Source organism: Serratia sp. L9 (assembly GCF_050632285.1).
Classification (GTDB): Bacteria; Pseudomonadota; Gammaproteobacteria; order Enterobacterales; family Enterobacteriaceae; genus Chania.
In genome coordinates this window covers 1,139,878-1,156,974 of the sequence record NZ_CP192591.1, presented here as the reverse complement: position 1 = coordinate 1,156,974, position 17,097 = coordinate 1,139,878, and the positions used below count along the sequence as shown (strand labels likewise).

Below are 17,097 nucleotides of genomic sequence, written 5' to 3'. Positions count from 1 at the left end.
ATCATGTCTGCATCTGGAGAAAATGGGACTGCAAAGGACTATATCAGCCACCATCTGAATAACCTTCAGTTGGATCTGCGTACTTTTCAGTTAGTTGAACCACACTCTGGTAACCCGACATTCTGGACGTTGAACATTGACTCATTGTTCTTCTCTGTTTTGTTGGGGGTTGTTTTCCTGTTTATTTTCAGGAGAGTAGCGAAAACAGTAACCAGCGGTGTTCCGGGGAAACTTCAAACTGCCGTCGAACTTATCATGGGTTTCGTCGACAGCAGCGTGCGTGATATGTATCACGGCAAGAGCAAAGTGATTGCTCCGCTGGCACTGACCGTGTTTGTCTGGGTATTCCTGATGAACATGATGGATCTGTTGCCAATCGATTTACTGCCACTCATTGGTGAACATGTCTTTGGTTTGCCTGCGCTACGTGTGGTACCCACTGCCGATGTCAGTATTACGTTGTCGATGGCGTTGGGCGTGTTTGTCCTGATCCTGTTCTATAGCATCAAAATGAAAGGTGTTGGTGGGTTTGTTAAAGAGTTAACCATGCAGCCGTTCAACCACCCGGTATTTATTCCAATCAACCTGATTCTTGAAGGTGTCAGCCTGCTGTCCAAACCTGTTTCTCTGGGTCTGCGACTGTTCGGCAACATGTATGCGGGTGAGTTGATCTTCATCCTGATTGCCGGCCTGTTGCCGTGGTGGTCACAGTGGCTTCTTAATGTGCCTTGGGCCATTTTCCACATCCTGATTATTACGCTTCAAGCCTTTATTTTCATGGTTCTGACGATTGTCTATCTGTCGATGGCATCTGAAGAGCACTGATTTTCTTAAAACACTTGCACTTTATAACTGAAACAAACTGGAGACTGTCATGGAAAACCTGAGTATGGATCTGCTGTACATGGCTGCCGCTGTGATGATGGGTTTAGCGGCAATCGGTGCTGCGATCGGTATCGGCATCCTGGGTGGTAAATTCTTGGAAGGCGCAGCACGTCAGCCTGATCTGATTCCTCTGCTGCGTACACAGTTCTTTATCGTTATGGGCCTGGTTGACGCCATCCCGATGATCGCTGTTGGTCTGGGTCTGTACGTGATGTTTGCTGTCGCGTAAGTAGAGTTCGCACTCTGCAAACAAACCACATTATTAACTTTTATAGAGGCATTGTGCTGTGAATCTTAACGCAACAATCCTCGGCCAGGCTATCGCGTTTGTCCTGTTTGTCTGGTTCTGTATGAAGTATGTATGGCCGCCGATTATGGCTGCCATCGAGAAGCGTCAGAAAGAAATTGCTGATGGCCTCGCTTCTGCAGAGCGTGCCAAAAAGATTTGGACTTAGCGCAAGCTAATGCGACCGACCAGCTGAAAACTGCCAAAGCGGAAGCTCAGATGATCATCGAGCAAGCAAACAAACGCAAAGCTCAGATCGTGGACGAAGCGAAAGCGGAAGCCGAGCAGGAACGTAGCAAAATCGTGGCACAGGCTCAGGCTGAGATCGAAGCCGAACGTAAACGCGCTCGTGAAGAGTTGCGTAAGCAAGTCGCGATGCTGGCGATTGCCGGCGCCGAGAAGATCATCGAACGTTCCGTGGATGAAGCTGCTAACAGCGACATCGTTGATAAACTGGTCGCTGAACTGTAAGGAGGGAGGGGCTGATGTCTGAATTTGTAACTGTAGCTCGCCCCTACGCCAAAGCAGCTTTTGACTTTGCCGTTGAGAACCAAAGCGTAGAGCGCTGGCAGCAAATGCTGGCGTTTGCTGCTGTTGTCACCCGCAACGAACAGATGGCGGAGATGCTTTCCGGTGCAGTCGCACCAGAAACATTGTCCAACACGTTTATTGCGGTATGTGGCGATGAGCTCGACGAACATGGCCAGAACTTTATCCGCGTAATGGCCGAAAATGGACGCTTACTGGTTCTTCCTGCGGTACTGCAACAGTTCATCGAACTGCGTGCCGCGCTGGAATCCACCGTCGAAGTCGACGTGCTCTCTTCGAGCGCACTGAGCGATGAACAGCAGACCAAAATTGCTGCTGCGATGGAAAAACGTCTGTCACGCAAAGTTAAGCTGAATTGCAAAATTGACAAGTCTGTACTGGCCGGCGTAATTATCCGCGCTGGTGATATGGTGATTGATGGCAGCGTTCGCGGTCGTCTAGAACGCCTGGCAGACGTCTTGCAGTCTTAAGGGGACTGGAGCATGCAACTGAATTCCACCGAAATCAGCGAACTGATCAAGCAGCGCATTGCTCAGTTCAATGTGGTGAGCGAAGCTCACAATGAAGGTACTATCGTTTCCGTCAGTGACGGGATCATCCGCGTACACGGTCTGGCCGACGTAATGCAGGGCGAAATGATCGCACTGCCAGGCAACCGTTATGCAATCGCATTAAACCTGGAGCGCGACTCTGTAGGTGCTGTGGTAATGGGTCCGTACGCGGATCTGGCCGAAGGCCTGAAGGTTAAATGTACTGGCCGTATTCTGGAAGTTCCGGTTGGCCGTGGCCTGCTGGGCCGCGTGGTCAACACCCTGGGCGCACCTATCGATGGTAAAGGCCCGGTTGAACATGACGGTTTCTCTCCGGTTGAAACCATCGCACCTGGCGTTATCGAACGTCAGTCTGTCGATCAGCCTGTACAGACCGGTTACAAATCGGTCGACGCCATGATCCCAATCGGCCGTGGCCAGCGTGAGCTGGTGATCGGTGACCGTCAGACGGGTAAAACTGCACTGGCGATCGATGCGATCATCAACCAGCGCGATTCCGGCATCAAATGTGTTTACGTGGCTATCGGCCAGAAAGCGTCCACCATTGCTAACGTGGTGCGCAAGCTGGAAGAGCACGGTGCACTGGCTAACACCATCGTGGTTGTGGCTACCGCGTCTGAATCCGCAGCACTGCAATACCTGGCCCCCTATGCCGGTTGCGCAATGGGCGAATACTTCCGTGACCGTGGTGAAGATGCGCTGATTGTTTATGATGACCTGTCCAAACAGGCCGTTGCTTACCGTCAGATTTCCCTGCTGCTTCGTCGTCCACCAGGCCGTGAAGCTTACCCAGGCGACGTATTCTATCTCCACTCCCGTTTGCTGGAGCGTGCTGCGCGTGTTAACGCCGAGTACGTTGAAGCCTTCACCAAAGGTGAAGTTACTGGGAAAACCGGTTCACTGACCGCTCTGCCGATCATTGAAACCCAGGCTGGTGACGTTTCCGCGTTCGTTCCGACCAACGTAATCTCGATTACCGATGGCCAGATCTTCCTGGAATCCAACCTGTTTAACTCCGGTATCCGTCCGGCGGTTAACCCAGGGATTTCCGTATCCCGTGTGGGTGGTGCAGCACAGACCAAGATCATGAAAAAACTGTCTGGTGGTATTCGTACCGCGTTGGCACAGTATCGTGAACTGGCTGCGTTCTCTCAGTTCGCTTCCGATCTGGACGATGCGACCCGCAAACAGCTGAGCCACGGTCAGAAAGTGACCGAACTGCTGAAGCAGAAACAGTATGCGCCGATGTCTGTCGCACAACAGTCTCTGGTGCTGTTTGCCGCCGAGCGTGGCTACCTGAACGACGTTGAAGTCGCGAAAGTCGTGAGCTTCGAAGCCGCTCTGGTTGCTTATGCGGATCGCGAGCATGCCGAACTGCTGAACCACATCAACCAAACTGGCGCTTATAACGATGAGATCGAAGGCAAGCTGAAAGGCATCCTCGATAGCTTCAAGGCAACCCAGTCCTGGTAACGCATAGTGGCCTGACGTTGAAAGACGGCAGGCCGCTGGCAATGAGGAGAAGCAGAGATGGCCGGCGCAAAAGAGATACGTAGTAAGATCGGCAGCGTGCAAAACACGCAGAAGATCACTAAAGCGATGGAGATGGTCGCCGCCTCCAAAATGCGTAGATCGCAGGAACGCATGGCGGCCAGCCGTCCTTATGCAGAGACTATGCGTGAGGTGATTGGTCACCTGGCGCTAGGTAATCTGGAATATAAGCACCCGTACCTGGATGAGCGTGATGTCAAGCGCGTCGGGTATCTGGTGGTGTCTACTGACCGTGGTCTCTGCGGCGGCTTGAACATCAACCTGTTCAAGAAGCTGTTGGCAGAGATGAAACGCTGGTCTGAAAAAGGCGTCGAAGCTGATTTGGCGTTGATTGGCTCAAAAGCGGCCTCTTTCTTTGGTTCCGTGGGCGGCAACGTAGTTGCTCAAGTGACCGGCATGGGGGATAACCCTTCCCTGTCGGATCTGATCGGGCCGGTGAAAGTGATGCTGCAAGCCTACGACGAAGGTCGTTTAGACAAGCTGTACATCGTCAGCAACAAATTTGTTAATACGATGTCCCAAGAACCGCAGTTACTGCAACTTCTGCCATTGCCACCTTCTGATGACAGTGAACTGAAGAAAAAATCCTGGGATTACCTGTATGAACCCGATCCTAAAGTGCTGCTTGATACCTTGCTGCGCCGCTATGTGGAATCGCAGGTTTATCAGGGCGTCGTGGAAAACCTGGCCAGCGAGCAGGCCGCACGAATGGTCGCGATGAAAGCCGCAACCGATAACGGCGGTAGCCTGATCAAAGAGCTGCAGTTGGTATACAACAAGGCGCGTCAGGCCAGCATCACTCAGGAACTCACCGAGATCGTTTCGGGAGCCTCCGCGGTTTAACCAGGTTATTACCCTAAATAGTTCAGATTGCGGGAAGGCGACAACTGAGCGAGTCCCCAGGCGCTGACTGAAGTAAGCAACTGGGGTGAGAGAAGGCAGTCAACGCACCAGCAATGTGAAATATGCCGGGTAAACGAATTACGTAGAGGATTCAAGATGGCTACTGGAAAGATTATCCAGGTAATCGGCGCCGTGGTGGACGTCGAGTTCCCTCAGGATGCCGTACCAAAAGTGTACGACGCTCTTGAGGTTGAAAACGGCACCGAAAAACTGGTGCTCGAAGTTCAGCAACAGCTGGGTGGCGGCGTGGTTCGCTGTATCGCAATGGGGACCTCAGACGGTCTGCGTCGCGGTCTGAAAGTGACCAACCTGCAACACCCAATTGAAGTCCCGGTAGGTAAAGCTACCCTGGGCCGTATCATGAACGTATTGGGTCAACCAATCGACATGAAAGGTGACATCGGCGAAGAAGAACGTTGGGCAATCCACCGCCCGGCGCCAAGCTACGAAGAACTGTCCAGCTCCCAGGATCTGCTGGAAACCGGTATCAAGGTAATGGACCTGATCTGCCCGTTCGCCAAGGGGGTAAAGTAGGTCTGTTCGGTGGTGCTGGTGTAGGTAAAACCGTAAACATGATGGAGCTGATACGTAACATTGCGATCGAGCACTCCGGTTATTCAGTGTTTGCGGGCGTGGGTGAACGTACTCGTGAGGGTAATGACTTCTACCACGAAATGACCGACTCCAACGTACTGGACAAAGTTTCCCTGGTTTACGGCCAGATGAACGAGCCACCAGGTAACCGTCTGCGCGTTGCGCTGACCGGTCTGACCATGGCTGAGAAATTCCGTGACGAAGGTCGTGACGTTCTGCTGTTCGTGGATAACATCTACCGTTATACCCTGGCCGGTACCGAAGTGTCTGCACTTCTGGGCCGTATGCCATCGGCGGTAGGTTACCAGCCAACGCTGGCGGAAGAGATGGGCGTTCTGCAAGAACGTATCACCTCGACCAAGACAGGTTCTATCACTTCCGTTCAGGCCGTTTACGTTCCTGCGGATGACTTGACTGACCCGTCACCAGCCACCACCTTTGCGCACTTGGACGCAACCGTGGTACTGAGCCGTAACATCGCTTCTCTGGGTATCTACCCGGCCGTTGACCCGCTGGATTCCACCAGCCGTCAATTGGATCCGTTGGTGGTTGGCCAGGAGCACTACGACGTAGCGCGTGGCGTGCAGTCTATTTTGCAACGCTATCAGGAACTGAAAGATATCATCGCAATCCTGGGTATGGACGAGCTGTCAGAAGACGACAAGCTGGTGGTATCCCGTGCGCGTAAAATCCAACGTTTCCTGTCTCAGCCGTTCTTCGTGGCCGAAGTCTTCACCGGTTCTCCGGGCAAGTTCGTATCGCTGAAAGATACCATCCGTGGTTTCAAAGGCATTATGGACGGCGACTATGACCACCTGCCGGAGCAGGCGTTCTACATGGTTGGCACCATTGAAGAAGCAGTGGAAAAAGCCAAGAAACTGTAACGCCTTGAGAGGAGGGTGATATGGCTATGACTTACCATCTGGATGTTGTCAGCGCGGAAAAACAGATGTTTTCCGGCCTGGTACAGAAGATCCAGGTGACAGGCAGCGAAGGCGAACTGGGGATCTTCCCTGGCCATGCGCCGCTGCTGACTGCCATCAAGCCTGGCATGGTGCGTATTGTTAAACAGCATGGTGAAGAAGAGTTCATCTACCTGTCCGGCGGTATCCTTGAGGTACAGCCGAGCGTGGTAACCGTGCTGGCGGACACTGCCATCCGTGGAACGGACCTCGACGAAGCGAGAGCGCTGGAAGCCAAGCGTAAAGCTGAAGAGCACATCCGTAGCTCTCATGGCGATGTCGACTATGCCCAGGCATCCGCTGAACTGGCGAAAGCGATCGCGAAATTGCGCGTTATCGAGCTCACCAGAAAAGCGATGTAATTTCCTCGCGTGGCACTTAGCGTGTGGAAATAAGAAAGCGGCCCCTGTGGGTCGCTTTTTTTGCTTTAAAATAAGCGTTTCAACCGGGCTGGCATTGTGCTGTATTGGTGCCACTCATGATTTAAAACGTCTCCGATCGCCGACAGTTTTTTCGGTGGCTGAATAGGAATGCTCCGGTTATTGGCACGCCTTGAGCCACGCGGCTTGTACTGGATTCGTGTAGAGAAATATGTAGTAATTCCGTCTGCAAACGGTTTTACTTTCGTCCATCAAAATGGAGTTATCAGGTTGCTTATGTCTAACAGCGCAATGAGCGTGGTTATCCTCGCCGCGGGCAAGGGAACACGCATGTATTCCGATCTTCCCAAGGTGTTACATCCGCTGGCGGGTAAGCCAATGGTGCAGCACGTCATTGATGCTGCCATGAAGCTGGGGGCTAAAAACGTTCACCTGGTCTATGGCCACGGCGGTGAGTTGCTGAAAAACACGCTGAAGAACGATGCGCTAAACTGGGTATTGCAGGCGGAGCAGTTGGGGACTGGCCATGCGATGCAACAGGCGGCTCCCTATTTTGCAGATGATGAAGACGTGCTGATGTTATATGGCGATGTGCCATTGATAGCCGTCGAAACGCTGACCCGGTTGCTGGCGGCAAAACCGCAGGGGGCATTGGCCTGCTGACGGTGAAATTACAAGATCCGAGTGGCTATGGCCGCATTGTGCGTGAAAACGGCGGAATTGTAGGCATTGTCGAGCATAAAGATGCCAGCGATGAGCAACGCCAGATTAATGAAATCAATACCGGCATTCTGGTCGCCAATGGGCGCGATCTGAAGCGCTGGCTAGGGATGTTGAACAACAACAATGCGCAGGGTGAGTTCTATATCACCGATATCATTGCCTTGGCTCATGCTGACGGTAAGAAGATTGAAGCGGTGCATCCTTCGCGCCTGAGCGAAGTTGAAGGCGTCAACAACCGCTTACAACTGTCGCAACTGGAACGCGTCTATCAAGCCGAGCAGGCAGAAAAACTGCTGTTGGCGGGGGTCATGCTGCTCGATCCCGCACGTTTTGATCTGCGTGGCGAGCTGGAACACGGTCGTGATATTTCCATTGATACCAACGTGATCGTCGAAGGTAAGGTCACGTTGGGCGATCGAGTAAAAATTGGCGCTGGCTGTGTACTGAAAAACTGTGTGATCGGCGACGATTGCGAAATCAGCCCGTATAGCGTGCTGGAAGATGCGGTGCTGGAAGCGGGTTGCACAGTGGGTCCGTTTGCCCGTCTGCGCCCAGGTGCCGAACTGGCTGAAGGCGCACATGTCGGCAACTTTGTAGAAATCAAAAAAGCGCGTCTGGGCAAAGGCTCCAAAGCCGGTCACCTGAGCTATCTGGGTGATGCCGAGATTGGTGACGATGTGAATATCGGCGCTGGCACTATCACCTGTAACTATGACGGTGCCAATAAGCATAAAACCATTATCGGCGACGGGGTGTTTGTTGGTTCGGATACTCAGTTGGTTGCCCCAGTCTCAGTGGGTAAGGGAGCGACTATCGCTGCGGGTACTACCGTCACCCACAATATTGCAGATGATGAACTGGTGCTGAGCCGCGTGAAGCAGGTACATATTCAAGGCTGGCAACGCCCAACCAAGAAAAAGTAACAGATTTATACTCCCTCTCTTTTGGCAGAGGGTTGAGGTGAGAAGGAACATATAGCTTCTCACCTCTGTTTTGCTCTGTGCTTTCGTCAAAGAGTACAGAGCAAAACATAATAATCCCCACCGTCTACAGGCTCGGGGAAGCACGGTAAAACCGGCAAAAATCAGGTCGAGGCATCGAAAGCGCCCCGAAAGGCGTTTAATTAGGAATACAACAAATGTGTGGAATTGTAGGCGCAGTAGCGCAACGTGATATTGCTGAAATCCTGTTGGAAGGTTTACGCCGTCTGGAATATCGCGGCTATGACTCAGCGGGCCTTGCCGTGGTTGATGGCGCAGGTAATGTCAGCCGTTTGCGTCGTGTGGGTAAGGTACAAAAACTGGTCGAAGCCGCAGAGCAACATGCTTTGCACGGTGGAACCGGTATTGCGCACACGCGTTGGGCAACGCACGGTGAACCTACCGAAGCGAATGCGCATCCCCATGTTTCAGATTACATCACCGTAGTGCATAACGGTATTATCGAAAACCACGAGCCGCTGCGTGAATTGCTGATGGAACGCGGTTACCACTTCAGCTCAGAAACCGATACCGAAGTTATTGCTCACTTGGTGCATTGGGAGCAAAAACAAGGCGGTACTCTGCTGGAAGTGGTTCAACGTGTGATCCCGCAGTTGCGTGGCGCTTATGGCACCGTTGTAATGGACAGCCGCGATCCTAGCGTTTTGGTTGCTGCCCGTTCCGGTAGCCCGCTGGTGATTGGCCGTGGCGTGGGTGAAAACTTTATCGCCTCCGACCAGTTGGCTTTGCTGCCGGTCACCCGCCGCTTTATCTTCCTGGAAGAAGGCGATGTGGTAGAAGTTACTCGCCGTTCTGTCAGCATTTTTGACAAGCAGGGTAATGCGATTGACCGCCCAGAAATTGAATCTCAGGTGCAATACGACGCTGGTGACAAGGGCGCATACCGTCACTACATGCAGAAAGAGATTTTCGAGCAGCCAATGGCGCTGAAAAACACTCTGGAAGGGCGTTTCAGCCATGGTCAGATTAACCTGACCGAGCTGGGCCCGCGTGCAGACGACATTCTGGCAAAAGTTCAGCACGTACAAATCATCGCCTGCGGGACTTCGTACCACTCAGGAATGGTTGCGCGTTACTGGTTCGAATCTCTGGCCGGTGTACCTTGTGATGTTGAGATCGCCTCTGAATTCCGTTACCGCAAATCTGCGGTGCGCCCAGGCAGCCTGATCATCACCTTGTCTCAGTCCGGCGAAACCGCCGATACGCTGGCGGCGCTGCGCCTGTCCAAAGAACTGGGTTATCTGGGTTCATTAGCCGTATGTAACGTGGCGGGTTCTTCGCTGGTGCGTGAATCGGACCTGGCGCTGATGACCAAAGCCGGTACCGAAATTGGTGTGGCATCCACCAAAGCCTTTACTACTCAGCTTGCCGTGTTGTTGATGCTGGTGGCTCGTCTTGGCCGTCTGAAAGGGATGGCGGAGAGCGTTGAGCATGACATCGTGCATGGCTTGCAGGCGTTACCTGCACGTATCGAGCAGATGCTGTCGCTGGATAAGAGCATTGAAGCGCTGGCGGAAGGTTTCTCTGACAAGCACCATGCGCTGTTCCTTGGCCGTGGCGATCAGTACCCAATTGCCATGGAAGGGGCGCTGAAGCTCAAAGAGATTTCCTATATTCATGCGGAAGCTTATGCTGCCGGTGAGCTCAAGCATGGCCCGTTGGCATTGATCGATGCGGATATGCCGGTGATTGTGGTTGCGCCAAACAACGAACTGTTGGAAAAACTGAAGTCCAACATCGAAGAAGTGCGTGCGCGTGGCGGCCAGCTGTATGTGTTTGCCGATCAGGATGCCGGTTTCACCAGCAGCGAAGGTATGACTATCATTCCATTGCCACACGTTGAAGAGATTGTTGCACCTATCTTCTACACCGTGCCGTTGCAACTGTTGTCTTACTACGTGGCGCTGATCAAAGGCACCGACGTGGATCAGCCACGCAACCTGGCGAAGTCTGTTACCGTAGAATAACTGCGTTAAGGTTTCTCCCCTCAGTCCAGATTGGGGGAGAAACATCATCAGAATCTGATCTCCACTTCCAACCCAACCGAGTAGGCTTGATCGCTACGGGGGCTACTTGGCTTTCTGTCCGAGGCGAAGCGTCTGGAAGGTGTTAACTACCTGCTATGGCTCCAATCTTGGTATTGTCTGTTGTCTTCCATCCAAACACCATATCTGCCTCTGAACCTCAATAGCGGGTGTTTTGGCGATCGTATCGGCTATTAGGCCAGGCTTCGCAGGGGAGAATTCGCCGCTGTCATATAAATGTCATATTTCGTACATTTTATTGTCACCAAACTGTCCTATTTTCCCTCCTGCAACAATACTTACTCTGATGAAAACGACTCAAAGTCGATTTTTAAATATCCCATTAGGAGGGATTATGAAACTGATGCGTACCACCGTCGCCAGTATTGTGGCAGCGACTTTCTCCCTGGCCTCTGTGTCTGCGTTCGCTGCTGCTAGCCTGACCGGTGCAGGTGCGACATTCCCCGCTCCGGTTTATGCCAAGTGGGCAGATTCTTATCAGAAAGAAACCGGCAACAAAGTTAACTACCAGGGGATCGGTTCTTCTGGTGGTGTGAAGCAGATTATTGCCAACACCGTTGACTTTGGTGCTTCCGACGCCCCGTTGTCTGATGACAAACTGGCTGCTGACGGCCTGTTCCAGTTCCCTACCGTGATTGGTGGCGTGGTGCTGGCCGTGAACATTCCGGGCATCAAATCCGGCGAACTGACTCTGGATGGTCAAACCCTGGGTGACATCTACCTGGGTAATATCAAAAAATGGAATGACCCGGCGATCGTTAAACTGAACCCTGGCGTTAAGCTGCCGGATCAGAATATCGCTGTGGTACGCCGTGCTGACGGTTCAGGTACCTCTTTCGTCTTCACCAGCTATCTGTCCAAAGCCAACGCGCAGTGGAAAGAGAAAATTGGTGCGGGCTCTACCGTTAACTGGCCAACCGGCCTGGGCGGCAAAGGCAACGACGGCATCGCCGCCTTCGTCCAGCGCCTGCCTGGTTCAATCGGCTACGTGGAATACGCTTACGCCAAGCAGAACAATCTGGCCTACACTAAACTTGTATCTGCCGATGGCAAACCGGTGAGTCCAACAGAAGAGAGCTTCAGCGCCGCCGCTAAAGGTGCGGACTGGAGCAAAACCTTCGCTCAGGATCTGACCAACCAGAAAGGCGACAACGTTTGGCCAATCAGTTCTACCACCTTCATCCTGTTACACAAAGAGCAGAAGAAGCCTGAGCAGGGCGCAGAAGTGCTGAAGTTCTTTGACTGGGCTTACAAGACCGGTGCCAAGCAAGCCAGCGAACTGGATTATGCCCCGTTGCCTGCTGAAGTGGTTGAGCAAATCCGTGCTGCCTGGAAGACCAATATCAAAGACAGCTCCGGTAACGCACTGTTCTAAGAGAACGCAGGGGGTGCGAAATATCGCGCCTCAGCCTGATGTGTCAGGGCTCAGTTCGCTGAGCCCTCCAAGCTTTAACAGAAGAGTAATCTATGGCTGAGTACAAGCCGACCATTAAAGCACCGGGTAAAAACGGTGACATCATCTTCAGCGCGCTGGTAAAACTGGCGGCGCTGATTACCTTATTATTGCTGGGCGGTATTATTGTTTCGCTGATTATTGCCTCCTGGCCAAGCATGCAGAAGTTCGGGTTCGCTTTCCTGTGGACTAAAGAATGGGATGCGCCTGCGGAACAATTTGGTGCCCTGGTCCCGATCTACGGCACGGTAGTGACCTCACTGATTGCGCTGATCATTGCTGTTCCGGTCAGTTTTGGCATCGCGCTGTTCCTGACTGAACTGGCTCCCAACTGGCTCAAACGCCCGCTGGGCATTGCCATCGAACTGTTGGCTGCGATCCCAAGTATCGTTTACGGCATGTGGGGCCTGTTCGTGTTTGCCCCGTTGTTCGCTCAATATTTCCAGACCCCGCTGGGGGATGTGATGTCCGGTATCCCGATTGTTGGTGAGCTGTTCTCTGGCCCGGCTTTTGGTATCGGCATTCTGGCCGCCGGGGTGATCCTGGCCATCATGATTATTCCTTACATCGCTGCGGTAATGCGCGATGTGTTTGAACAAACCCCGGTGATGATGAAAGAGTCGGCCTACGGCATTGGCTGCACCACCTGGGAAGTCATCTGGCGCATCGTGTTGCCGTTCACCAAAAATGGGGTGATTGGCGGCGTGATGCTTGGTTTGGGCCGTGCTCTGGGGGAAACCATGGCGGTAACCTTCATTATCGGTAACACCTACCAGCTCGACAGTTTCTCTCTGTTTATGCCGGGTAACAGTATCACCTCGGCACTGGCCAACGAATTCGCTGAGGCGGAATCTGGGCTGCATACTTCTGCGCTGATGCAGTTGGGGCTGATTCTGTTTGTTATCACCTTTATCGTCCTGGCACTGTCGAAATTGATGGTTATGCGCCTGGCCAAGAATGAGGGGCGCTAACGTGGCGACGATGGATATGCAAAACCCTGTAGAACTGGCCGAAAGCCGCCGCAAAATGCAGGCCTGGCGCCGCCAGAAAAACCGTATTGCCCTGTTCTTGTCAATGGCGACCATGATCTTCGGCCTGTTTTGGCTGGTGTGGATCCTGTTTTCCACCATCACCAAAGGTATTGATGGCATGTCGCTGGCGTTGTTCACCGAAATGACGCCACCGCCGAATACTGCGGGTGGCGGTTTGGCTAACGCCATTGCCGGTAGTGGCCTGTTGATCCTGTGGGCCACCATCTTCGGGACTCCGCTAGGCATTATGGCGGGGATTTATCTGGCGGAATATGGCCGTAAATCCTGGCTGGCAGAAGTAACCCGCTTTATTAACGACATTCTGTTATCCGCACCGTCGATCGTTGTGGGCCTGTTCGTCTACACCGTGGTGGTGGCGAAAATGCAACACTTCTCCGGGTGGGCGGGGATTATTGCGCTGGCCTTGTTACAGATCCCGATTGTGATCCGTACCACCGAGAACATGCTCAAACTGGTGCCGGATACGCTGCGAGAAGCGGCCTATGCGTTGGGGACACCGAAATGGCGCATGATTTCTGCCATCACTTTGAAAGCTTCCGTGTCCGGCATTATTACCGGTGTGCTGCTGGCGATTGCGCGTATTGCCGGTGAAACTGCCCCGTTGCTGTTTACCTCACTGTCTAATCAGTTCTGGAGCACCAACCTGATGCAGCCGATCGCCAACCTGCCGGTCACCATTTTCAAATTCGCCATGAGCCCGTTTGCCGAATGGCAACAGTTGGCCTGGGCTGGGGTGCTGTTGATCACCCTGTGCGTCCTGTTACTGAATATCCTGGCGCGTGTGATTTTCGCCAAGAAAAAGCATTCATAAAAATTTAAGCGCCAGCCAGGCTGGCGCTGTGAAAAGAGAGAAGTCTTGATGAGTATGGTTACTGACGCTTCCAGCAGCAAAATTCAGGTACGCGATCTGAACTTTTACTATGGCAAATTCCATGCGCTGAAAAACATTACGCTGGATATCGCCAAGAACAAGGTTACCGCGTTTATCGGCCCTTCCGGCTGCGGTAAATCGACTTTGCTGCGTACTTTCAACAAGATGTACCAGTTATATCCGGAACAGCGTGCCGAGGGCGGGATCCTGCTCGATGGGCAAAATATCCTGACCGACAACCAGGATATCGCTTTGCTGCGCGCCAAGGTGGGCATGGTGTTCCAAAAGCCAACGCCGTTCCCGATGTCGATTTACGATAACATTGCCTTTGGCGTGCGCCTGTTCGAGAAGTTGTCACGGGCGGATATGGATGAACGCGTTCAGTGGGCGCTGAGTAAGGCGGCACTGTGGAATGAAACCAAGGATAAGCTGCACCAGAGCGGTTACAGCCTCTCCGGTGGCCAGCAGCAGCGCCTGTGTATTGCCCGCGGCATAGCCATTCGCCCGGAGGTGCTGTTACTGGATGAGCCATGCTCGGCGCTCGATCCCATTTCAACCGGCAAGATTGAAGAGCTGATCAGCGAGCTTAAGTCTGACTACACCGTGGTGATCGTTACCCACAATATGCAGCAGGCGGCGCGCTGTTCTGACACCACCGCATTTATGTATCTGGGTGAGTTGATTGAGTTCAGTGATACTGACACTCTGTTCACCGCACCGCAGAAAAAGCAGACTGAAGATTACATTACTGGCCGTTATGGTTGATTAGGATGCATCATGGATAATCTGAATTTAAACAAACACATTTCCGGCCAGTTCAACGCAGAACTTGAGCATATCCGCACCCAGGTGCTGACCATGGGCGGGCTGGTGGAACAGCAACTGACCGACGCCATCACCGCGATGCACAACCAGGACGGTGAGCTGGCCAAGCGCGTGATCGAAGGTGATGCCAAGGTCAACATGATGGAAGTGGCGATCGATGAAGCCTGCGTGCGCATTATTGCCAAACGCCAGCCGACCGCCAGCGATCTGCGTCTGGTGATGGCGATAATCAAAACCATTTCCGAACTGGAACGCATTGGTGACGTGGCGGATAAAATCTGCCGCACCGCGCTGGAGAAATTCTCGCATCAGCATCAACCGCTGTTGGTCAGCCTGGAATCCCTGGGCCGCCATACCGTCCAGATGCTGCATGATGTGCTGGATGCCTTTGCGCGTATGGATCTGGATGAAGCGATCCGTATTTACCGTGAAGACAAAAAGGTCGATCAGGAATATGAAGGCATTGTCCGCCAGTTGATGACCTACATGATGGAAGACACACGCACTATCCCAAGTGTGCTGACCGCGTTGTTCTGCGCCCGTTCGATCGAACGTATCGGCGATCGCTGCCAGAATATCTGCGAATTTATCTTCTATTTCGTCAAAGGCCAGGACTTCCGCCATATCGGCGGCGACGCGCTGGAAAAATTGCTGGCAGACGGTAAAGACGCGTAATTCTCCCCACGTTTTATCTCCTGAAGGTGCAGTTTTCTGCACCTTTATCCTTTCTAAAATCCGTAAAGATAAAAAGGTTATAAATATAGCTTTTTATATTATTTCCTGACCTAAGTGAGGCTTGCTAGCTTAGCAGCCAGTAAAACATCAATCACTTGGGAGCCTTTTATGAATCAGCGCGTTCTAGCCTTAACGTTGTTAGCTAGCCTTGCCACTGGCGCGGCACATGCCGACAAACTTGACGACATTAAAAAAGCCGGTGTGGTTCGTATCGCGGTGTTCGACAGCAACCCGCCGTTTGGCTATGTTGATCCCCAAAGTAAAAAGCTGGTGGGCTACGATGTGGATGTAGCTGATGCTATCGGCAAGGCGTTGGGTGTCAAAGTTGAACTGCGCGCCACCAACCCCGCTAACCGTATTCCTTTGCTGGCTTCCAATAAGGTTGATCTGATCGCCGCCAATTTCACCATCACCGATGAACGGGCCAAAGCGGTGAATTTCAGCGTGCCGTATTTCGCCACCGGCCAGAAATTTATTGCCCATAAAGGTGTGCTGAAAACGCCGGAAGATATCAAAAAGCTGCGCATCGGAGCAGACAAAGGCACGGTGCAGGAAATTACCCTGCGTGAACATTACCCAACCGCCAAAGTGATTTCTTACGACGATACGCCGCTGGCTTTTGTCGCATTGCGTAACGGCAACGTTCAGGCCATTACCCAGGATGACGCCAAACTGGTTGGTCTGCTGGGTAACCTGCCAGCCGCACAGAAAGCCGACTTTGAAATATCCCCGTTCAGTATCACCAAAGAGTATCAGGGGGTTGGCATTCCCAAAGGTGAAGAGCGCCTAACGGCGACCATCAACGACACCTTGATCAAACTGGAACAAGACGGCGATGCGGTGAAGATTTACGATCGCTGGTTTGGCCCGGAAACCAAAACCGCTCAGCCGCGTGGTGAATTTAAAATCGGCCCGTTGGATCAACAACCCAAAGCCTGATTCTGCGGGTAGTTAGATAGTAAGTTTAGGGCGCAGCATGCTGCGCCCTTGGTGCATTCTGTCATCGAAGGATAAAGCATGAATCTGGACTGGTTGCTGGCGCCGCAATATCTGGGCTGGCTATGGAATGGCTTCCTGATAACGTTATGGCTGTCGGCCTGTGCCGGGCTGGCGGCAACGCTGTTGGGATTCGGCCTGGCGGCCATGCGGGACAGCACACTGCGCCCTTTGAGTTGGCTGGCGGTGGCTTACAGTTCGCTATTTCGCAATACTCCCCTGTTGGTGCAACTGTTCTTCTGGTACTTCGCCGCCGGGCAGATATTGCCTTCTTTCGCCATGCAATGGCTGAATACGCCCCACCAGTTAGGTTTTCTTGCGTGGCCCTCCTTTGAGTTCCTCGCTGGCTTTTTGGGCCTGACGCTTTATTCCACGGCGTTTATTGCCGAAGAGATCCGCTCGGGCATTCGCGGCGTCGCCAGTGGGCAAAAGCATGCGGCCAATGCGCTGGGGCTGACCGGCTGGCAGTCAATGCGTTATGTCATATTGCCCCAGGCGCTGAAAATTGCTTTCCCTCCCCTGTTGGGCCAATACATGAACGTGATTAAAAACTCCTCGCTGACCATGGCTATCGGCTTGGCGGAGCTGTCCTACGCTTCACGCCAGGTCGAGACTGAAACTCTGCGTACTTTCCAGGCATTTGGCGTGGCGACGGTGTTGTATATCGCCATTATTGCCTTACTGGAAGGCTGGGGCATGTGGCGACAACAGCGTAAACCGCTGAGAGGACAGTAA

At 52.9% G+C, this 17,097-nt stretch carries 14 protein-coding genes and 3 pseudogenes; all 17 read left to right on the top strand.

The window, feature by feature from the left end; all coding sequences use genetic code 11:
* The first annotated feature begins 3 nt into the window (after positions 1-3).
* The 17 genes and pseudogenes from atpB (at position 4) to ACQ86O_RS05330 (ending at position 17,097) form a co-directional block, all read left to right on the top strand.
* Positions 4-825: a F0F1 ATP synthase subunit A gene (gene atpB / locus ACQ86O_RS05410; RefSeq protein ID WP_431224420.1), complete on the top strand. Its 822-nt coding sequence runs from the start codon at positions 4-6 to the stop codon at positions 823-825.
* 49 nt (positions 826-874) lie between these two features.
* Entirely contained in the window at positions 875-1,114 is a 240-nt protein-coding gene (gene atpE, locus ACQ86O_RS05405) for a F0F1 ATP synthase subunit C (protein ID WP_004093904.1), read from the top strand.
* Positions 1,115-1,172: 58 nt separating this feature from the next.
* A pseudogene (gene atpF, locus ACQ86O_RS05400) lies at positions 1,173-1,642 on the top strand (F0F1 ATP synthase subunit B).
* Positions 1,643-1,656: 14 nt separating this feature from the next.
* Positions 1,657-2,190, top strand: coding sequence for a F0F1 ATP synthase subunit delta (gene atpH, locus ACQ86O_RS05395; protein WP_431224419.1), 534 nt, complete (start codon positions 1,657-1,659; stop codon positions 2,188-2,190).
* Positions 2,191-2,202: 12 nt separating this feature from the next.
* The gene (gene atpA / locus ACQ86O_RS05390; RefSeq protein ID WP_431224418.1) at positions 2,203-3,744 is read left to right on the top strand and encodes a F0F1 ATP synthase subunit alpha; all 1,542 of its coding nucleotides are present in this window, start codon (positions 2,203-2,205) and stop codon (positions 3,742-3,744) included.
* Between the two features lie 57 nt (positions 3,745-3,801).
* Complete coding sequence (gene atpG, locus ACQ86O_RS05385) at positions 3,802-4,665, top strand: F0F1 ATP synthase subunit gamma (protein WP_431224417.1); 864 nt, start codon at positions 3,802-3,804, stop codon at positions 4,663-4,665.
* A 156-nt stretch (positions 4,666-4,821) separates the two neighbouring features.
* Positions 4,822-6,203 (top strand): annotated as a pseudogene (atpD, locus tag ACQ86O_RS05380) (F0F1 ATP synthase subunit beta).
* A gap of 20 nt (positions 6,204-6,223) precedes the next feature.
* Entirely contained in the window at positions 6,224-6,643 is a 420-nt protein-coding gene (locus ACQ86O_RS05375; RefSeq protein ID WP_004933814.1) for a F0F1 ATP synthase subunit epsilon, read from the top strand.
* 294 nt (positions 6,644-6,937) lie between these two features.
* Positions 6,938-8,307 (top strand): annotated as a pseudogene (gene glmU / locus ACQ86O_RS05370) (bifunctional UDP-N-acetylglucosamine diphosphorylase/glucosamine-1-phosphate N-acetyltransferase GlmU).
* Positions 8,308-8,522: 215 nt separating this feature from the next.
* Positions 8,523-10,352, top strand: a complete 1,830-nt coding sequence (gene glmS, locus ACQ86O_RS05365) for a glutamine--fructose-6-phosphate transaminase (isomerizing) (RefSeq protein WP_431224416.1) — start codon at positions 8,523-8,525, stop codon at positions 10,350-10,352.
* 412 nt (positions 10,353-10,764) lie between these two features.
* On the top strand, positions 10,765-11,805 hold the full coding sequence (pstS, locus tag ACQ86O_RS05360) for a phosphate ABC transporter substrate-binding protein PstS (protein WP_431224415.1): 1,041 nt from the start codon (positions 10,765-10,767) through the stop codon (positions 11,803-11,805).
* A gap of 92 nt (positions 11,806-11,897) precedes the next feature.
* A complete protein-coding gene (pstC, locus tag ACQ86O_RS05355) occupies positions 11,898-12,854 on the top strand; it encodes a phosphate ABC transporter permease PstC (RefSeq protein ID WP_431224414.1) in 957 nt (318 codons plus the stop codon).
* Position 12,855: 1 nt separating this feature from the next.
* Positions 12,856-13,746, top strand: a complete 891-nt coding sequence (gene pstA / locus ACQ86O_RS05350) for a phosphate ABC transporter permease PstA (protein ID WP_431224413.1) — start codon at positions 12,856-12,858, stop codon at positions 13,744-13,746.
* Between the two features lie 54 nt (positions 13,747-13,800).
* Positions 13,801-14,571 (top strand): phosphate ABC transporter ATP-binding protein PstB, encoded by a 771-nt coding sequence (gene pstB, locus ACQ86O_RS05345; protein WP_431225655.1) that lies wholly within the window; start codon positions 13,801-13,803, stop codon positions 14,569-14,571.
* Between the two features lie 12 nt (positions 14,572-14,583).
* Positions 14,584-15,306 carry a phosphate signaling complex protein PhoU gene (phoU, locus tag ACQ86O_RS05340; RefSeq protein WP_431224412.1) on the top strand — a complete coding sequence of 241 codons (723 nt, stop codon included), beginning with the start codon at positions 14,584-14,586 and terminating at the stop codon, positions 15,304-15,306.
* A gap of 168 nt (positions 15,307-15,474) precedes the next feature.
* The gene (locus tag ACQ86O_RS05335; protein ID WP_431224411.1) at positions 15,475-16,305 is read left to right on the top strand and encodes an ABC transporter substrate-binding protein; all 831 of its coding nucleotides are present in this window, start codon (positions 15,475-15,477) and stop codon (positions 16,303-16,305) included.
* A gap of 78 nt (positions 16,306-16,383) precedes the next feature.
* Entirely contained in the window at positions 16,384-17,097 is a 714-nt protein-coding gene (locus ACQ86O_RS05330; protein ID WP_431224410.1) for an amino acid ABC transporter permease, read from the top strand.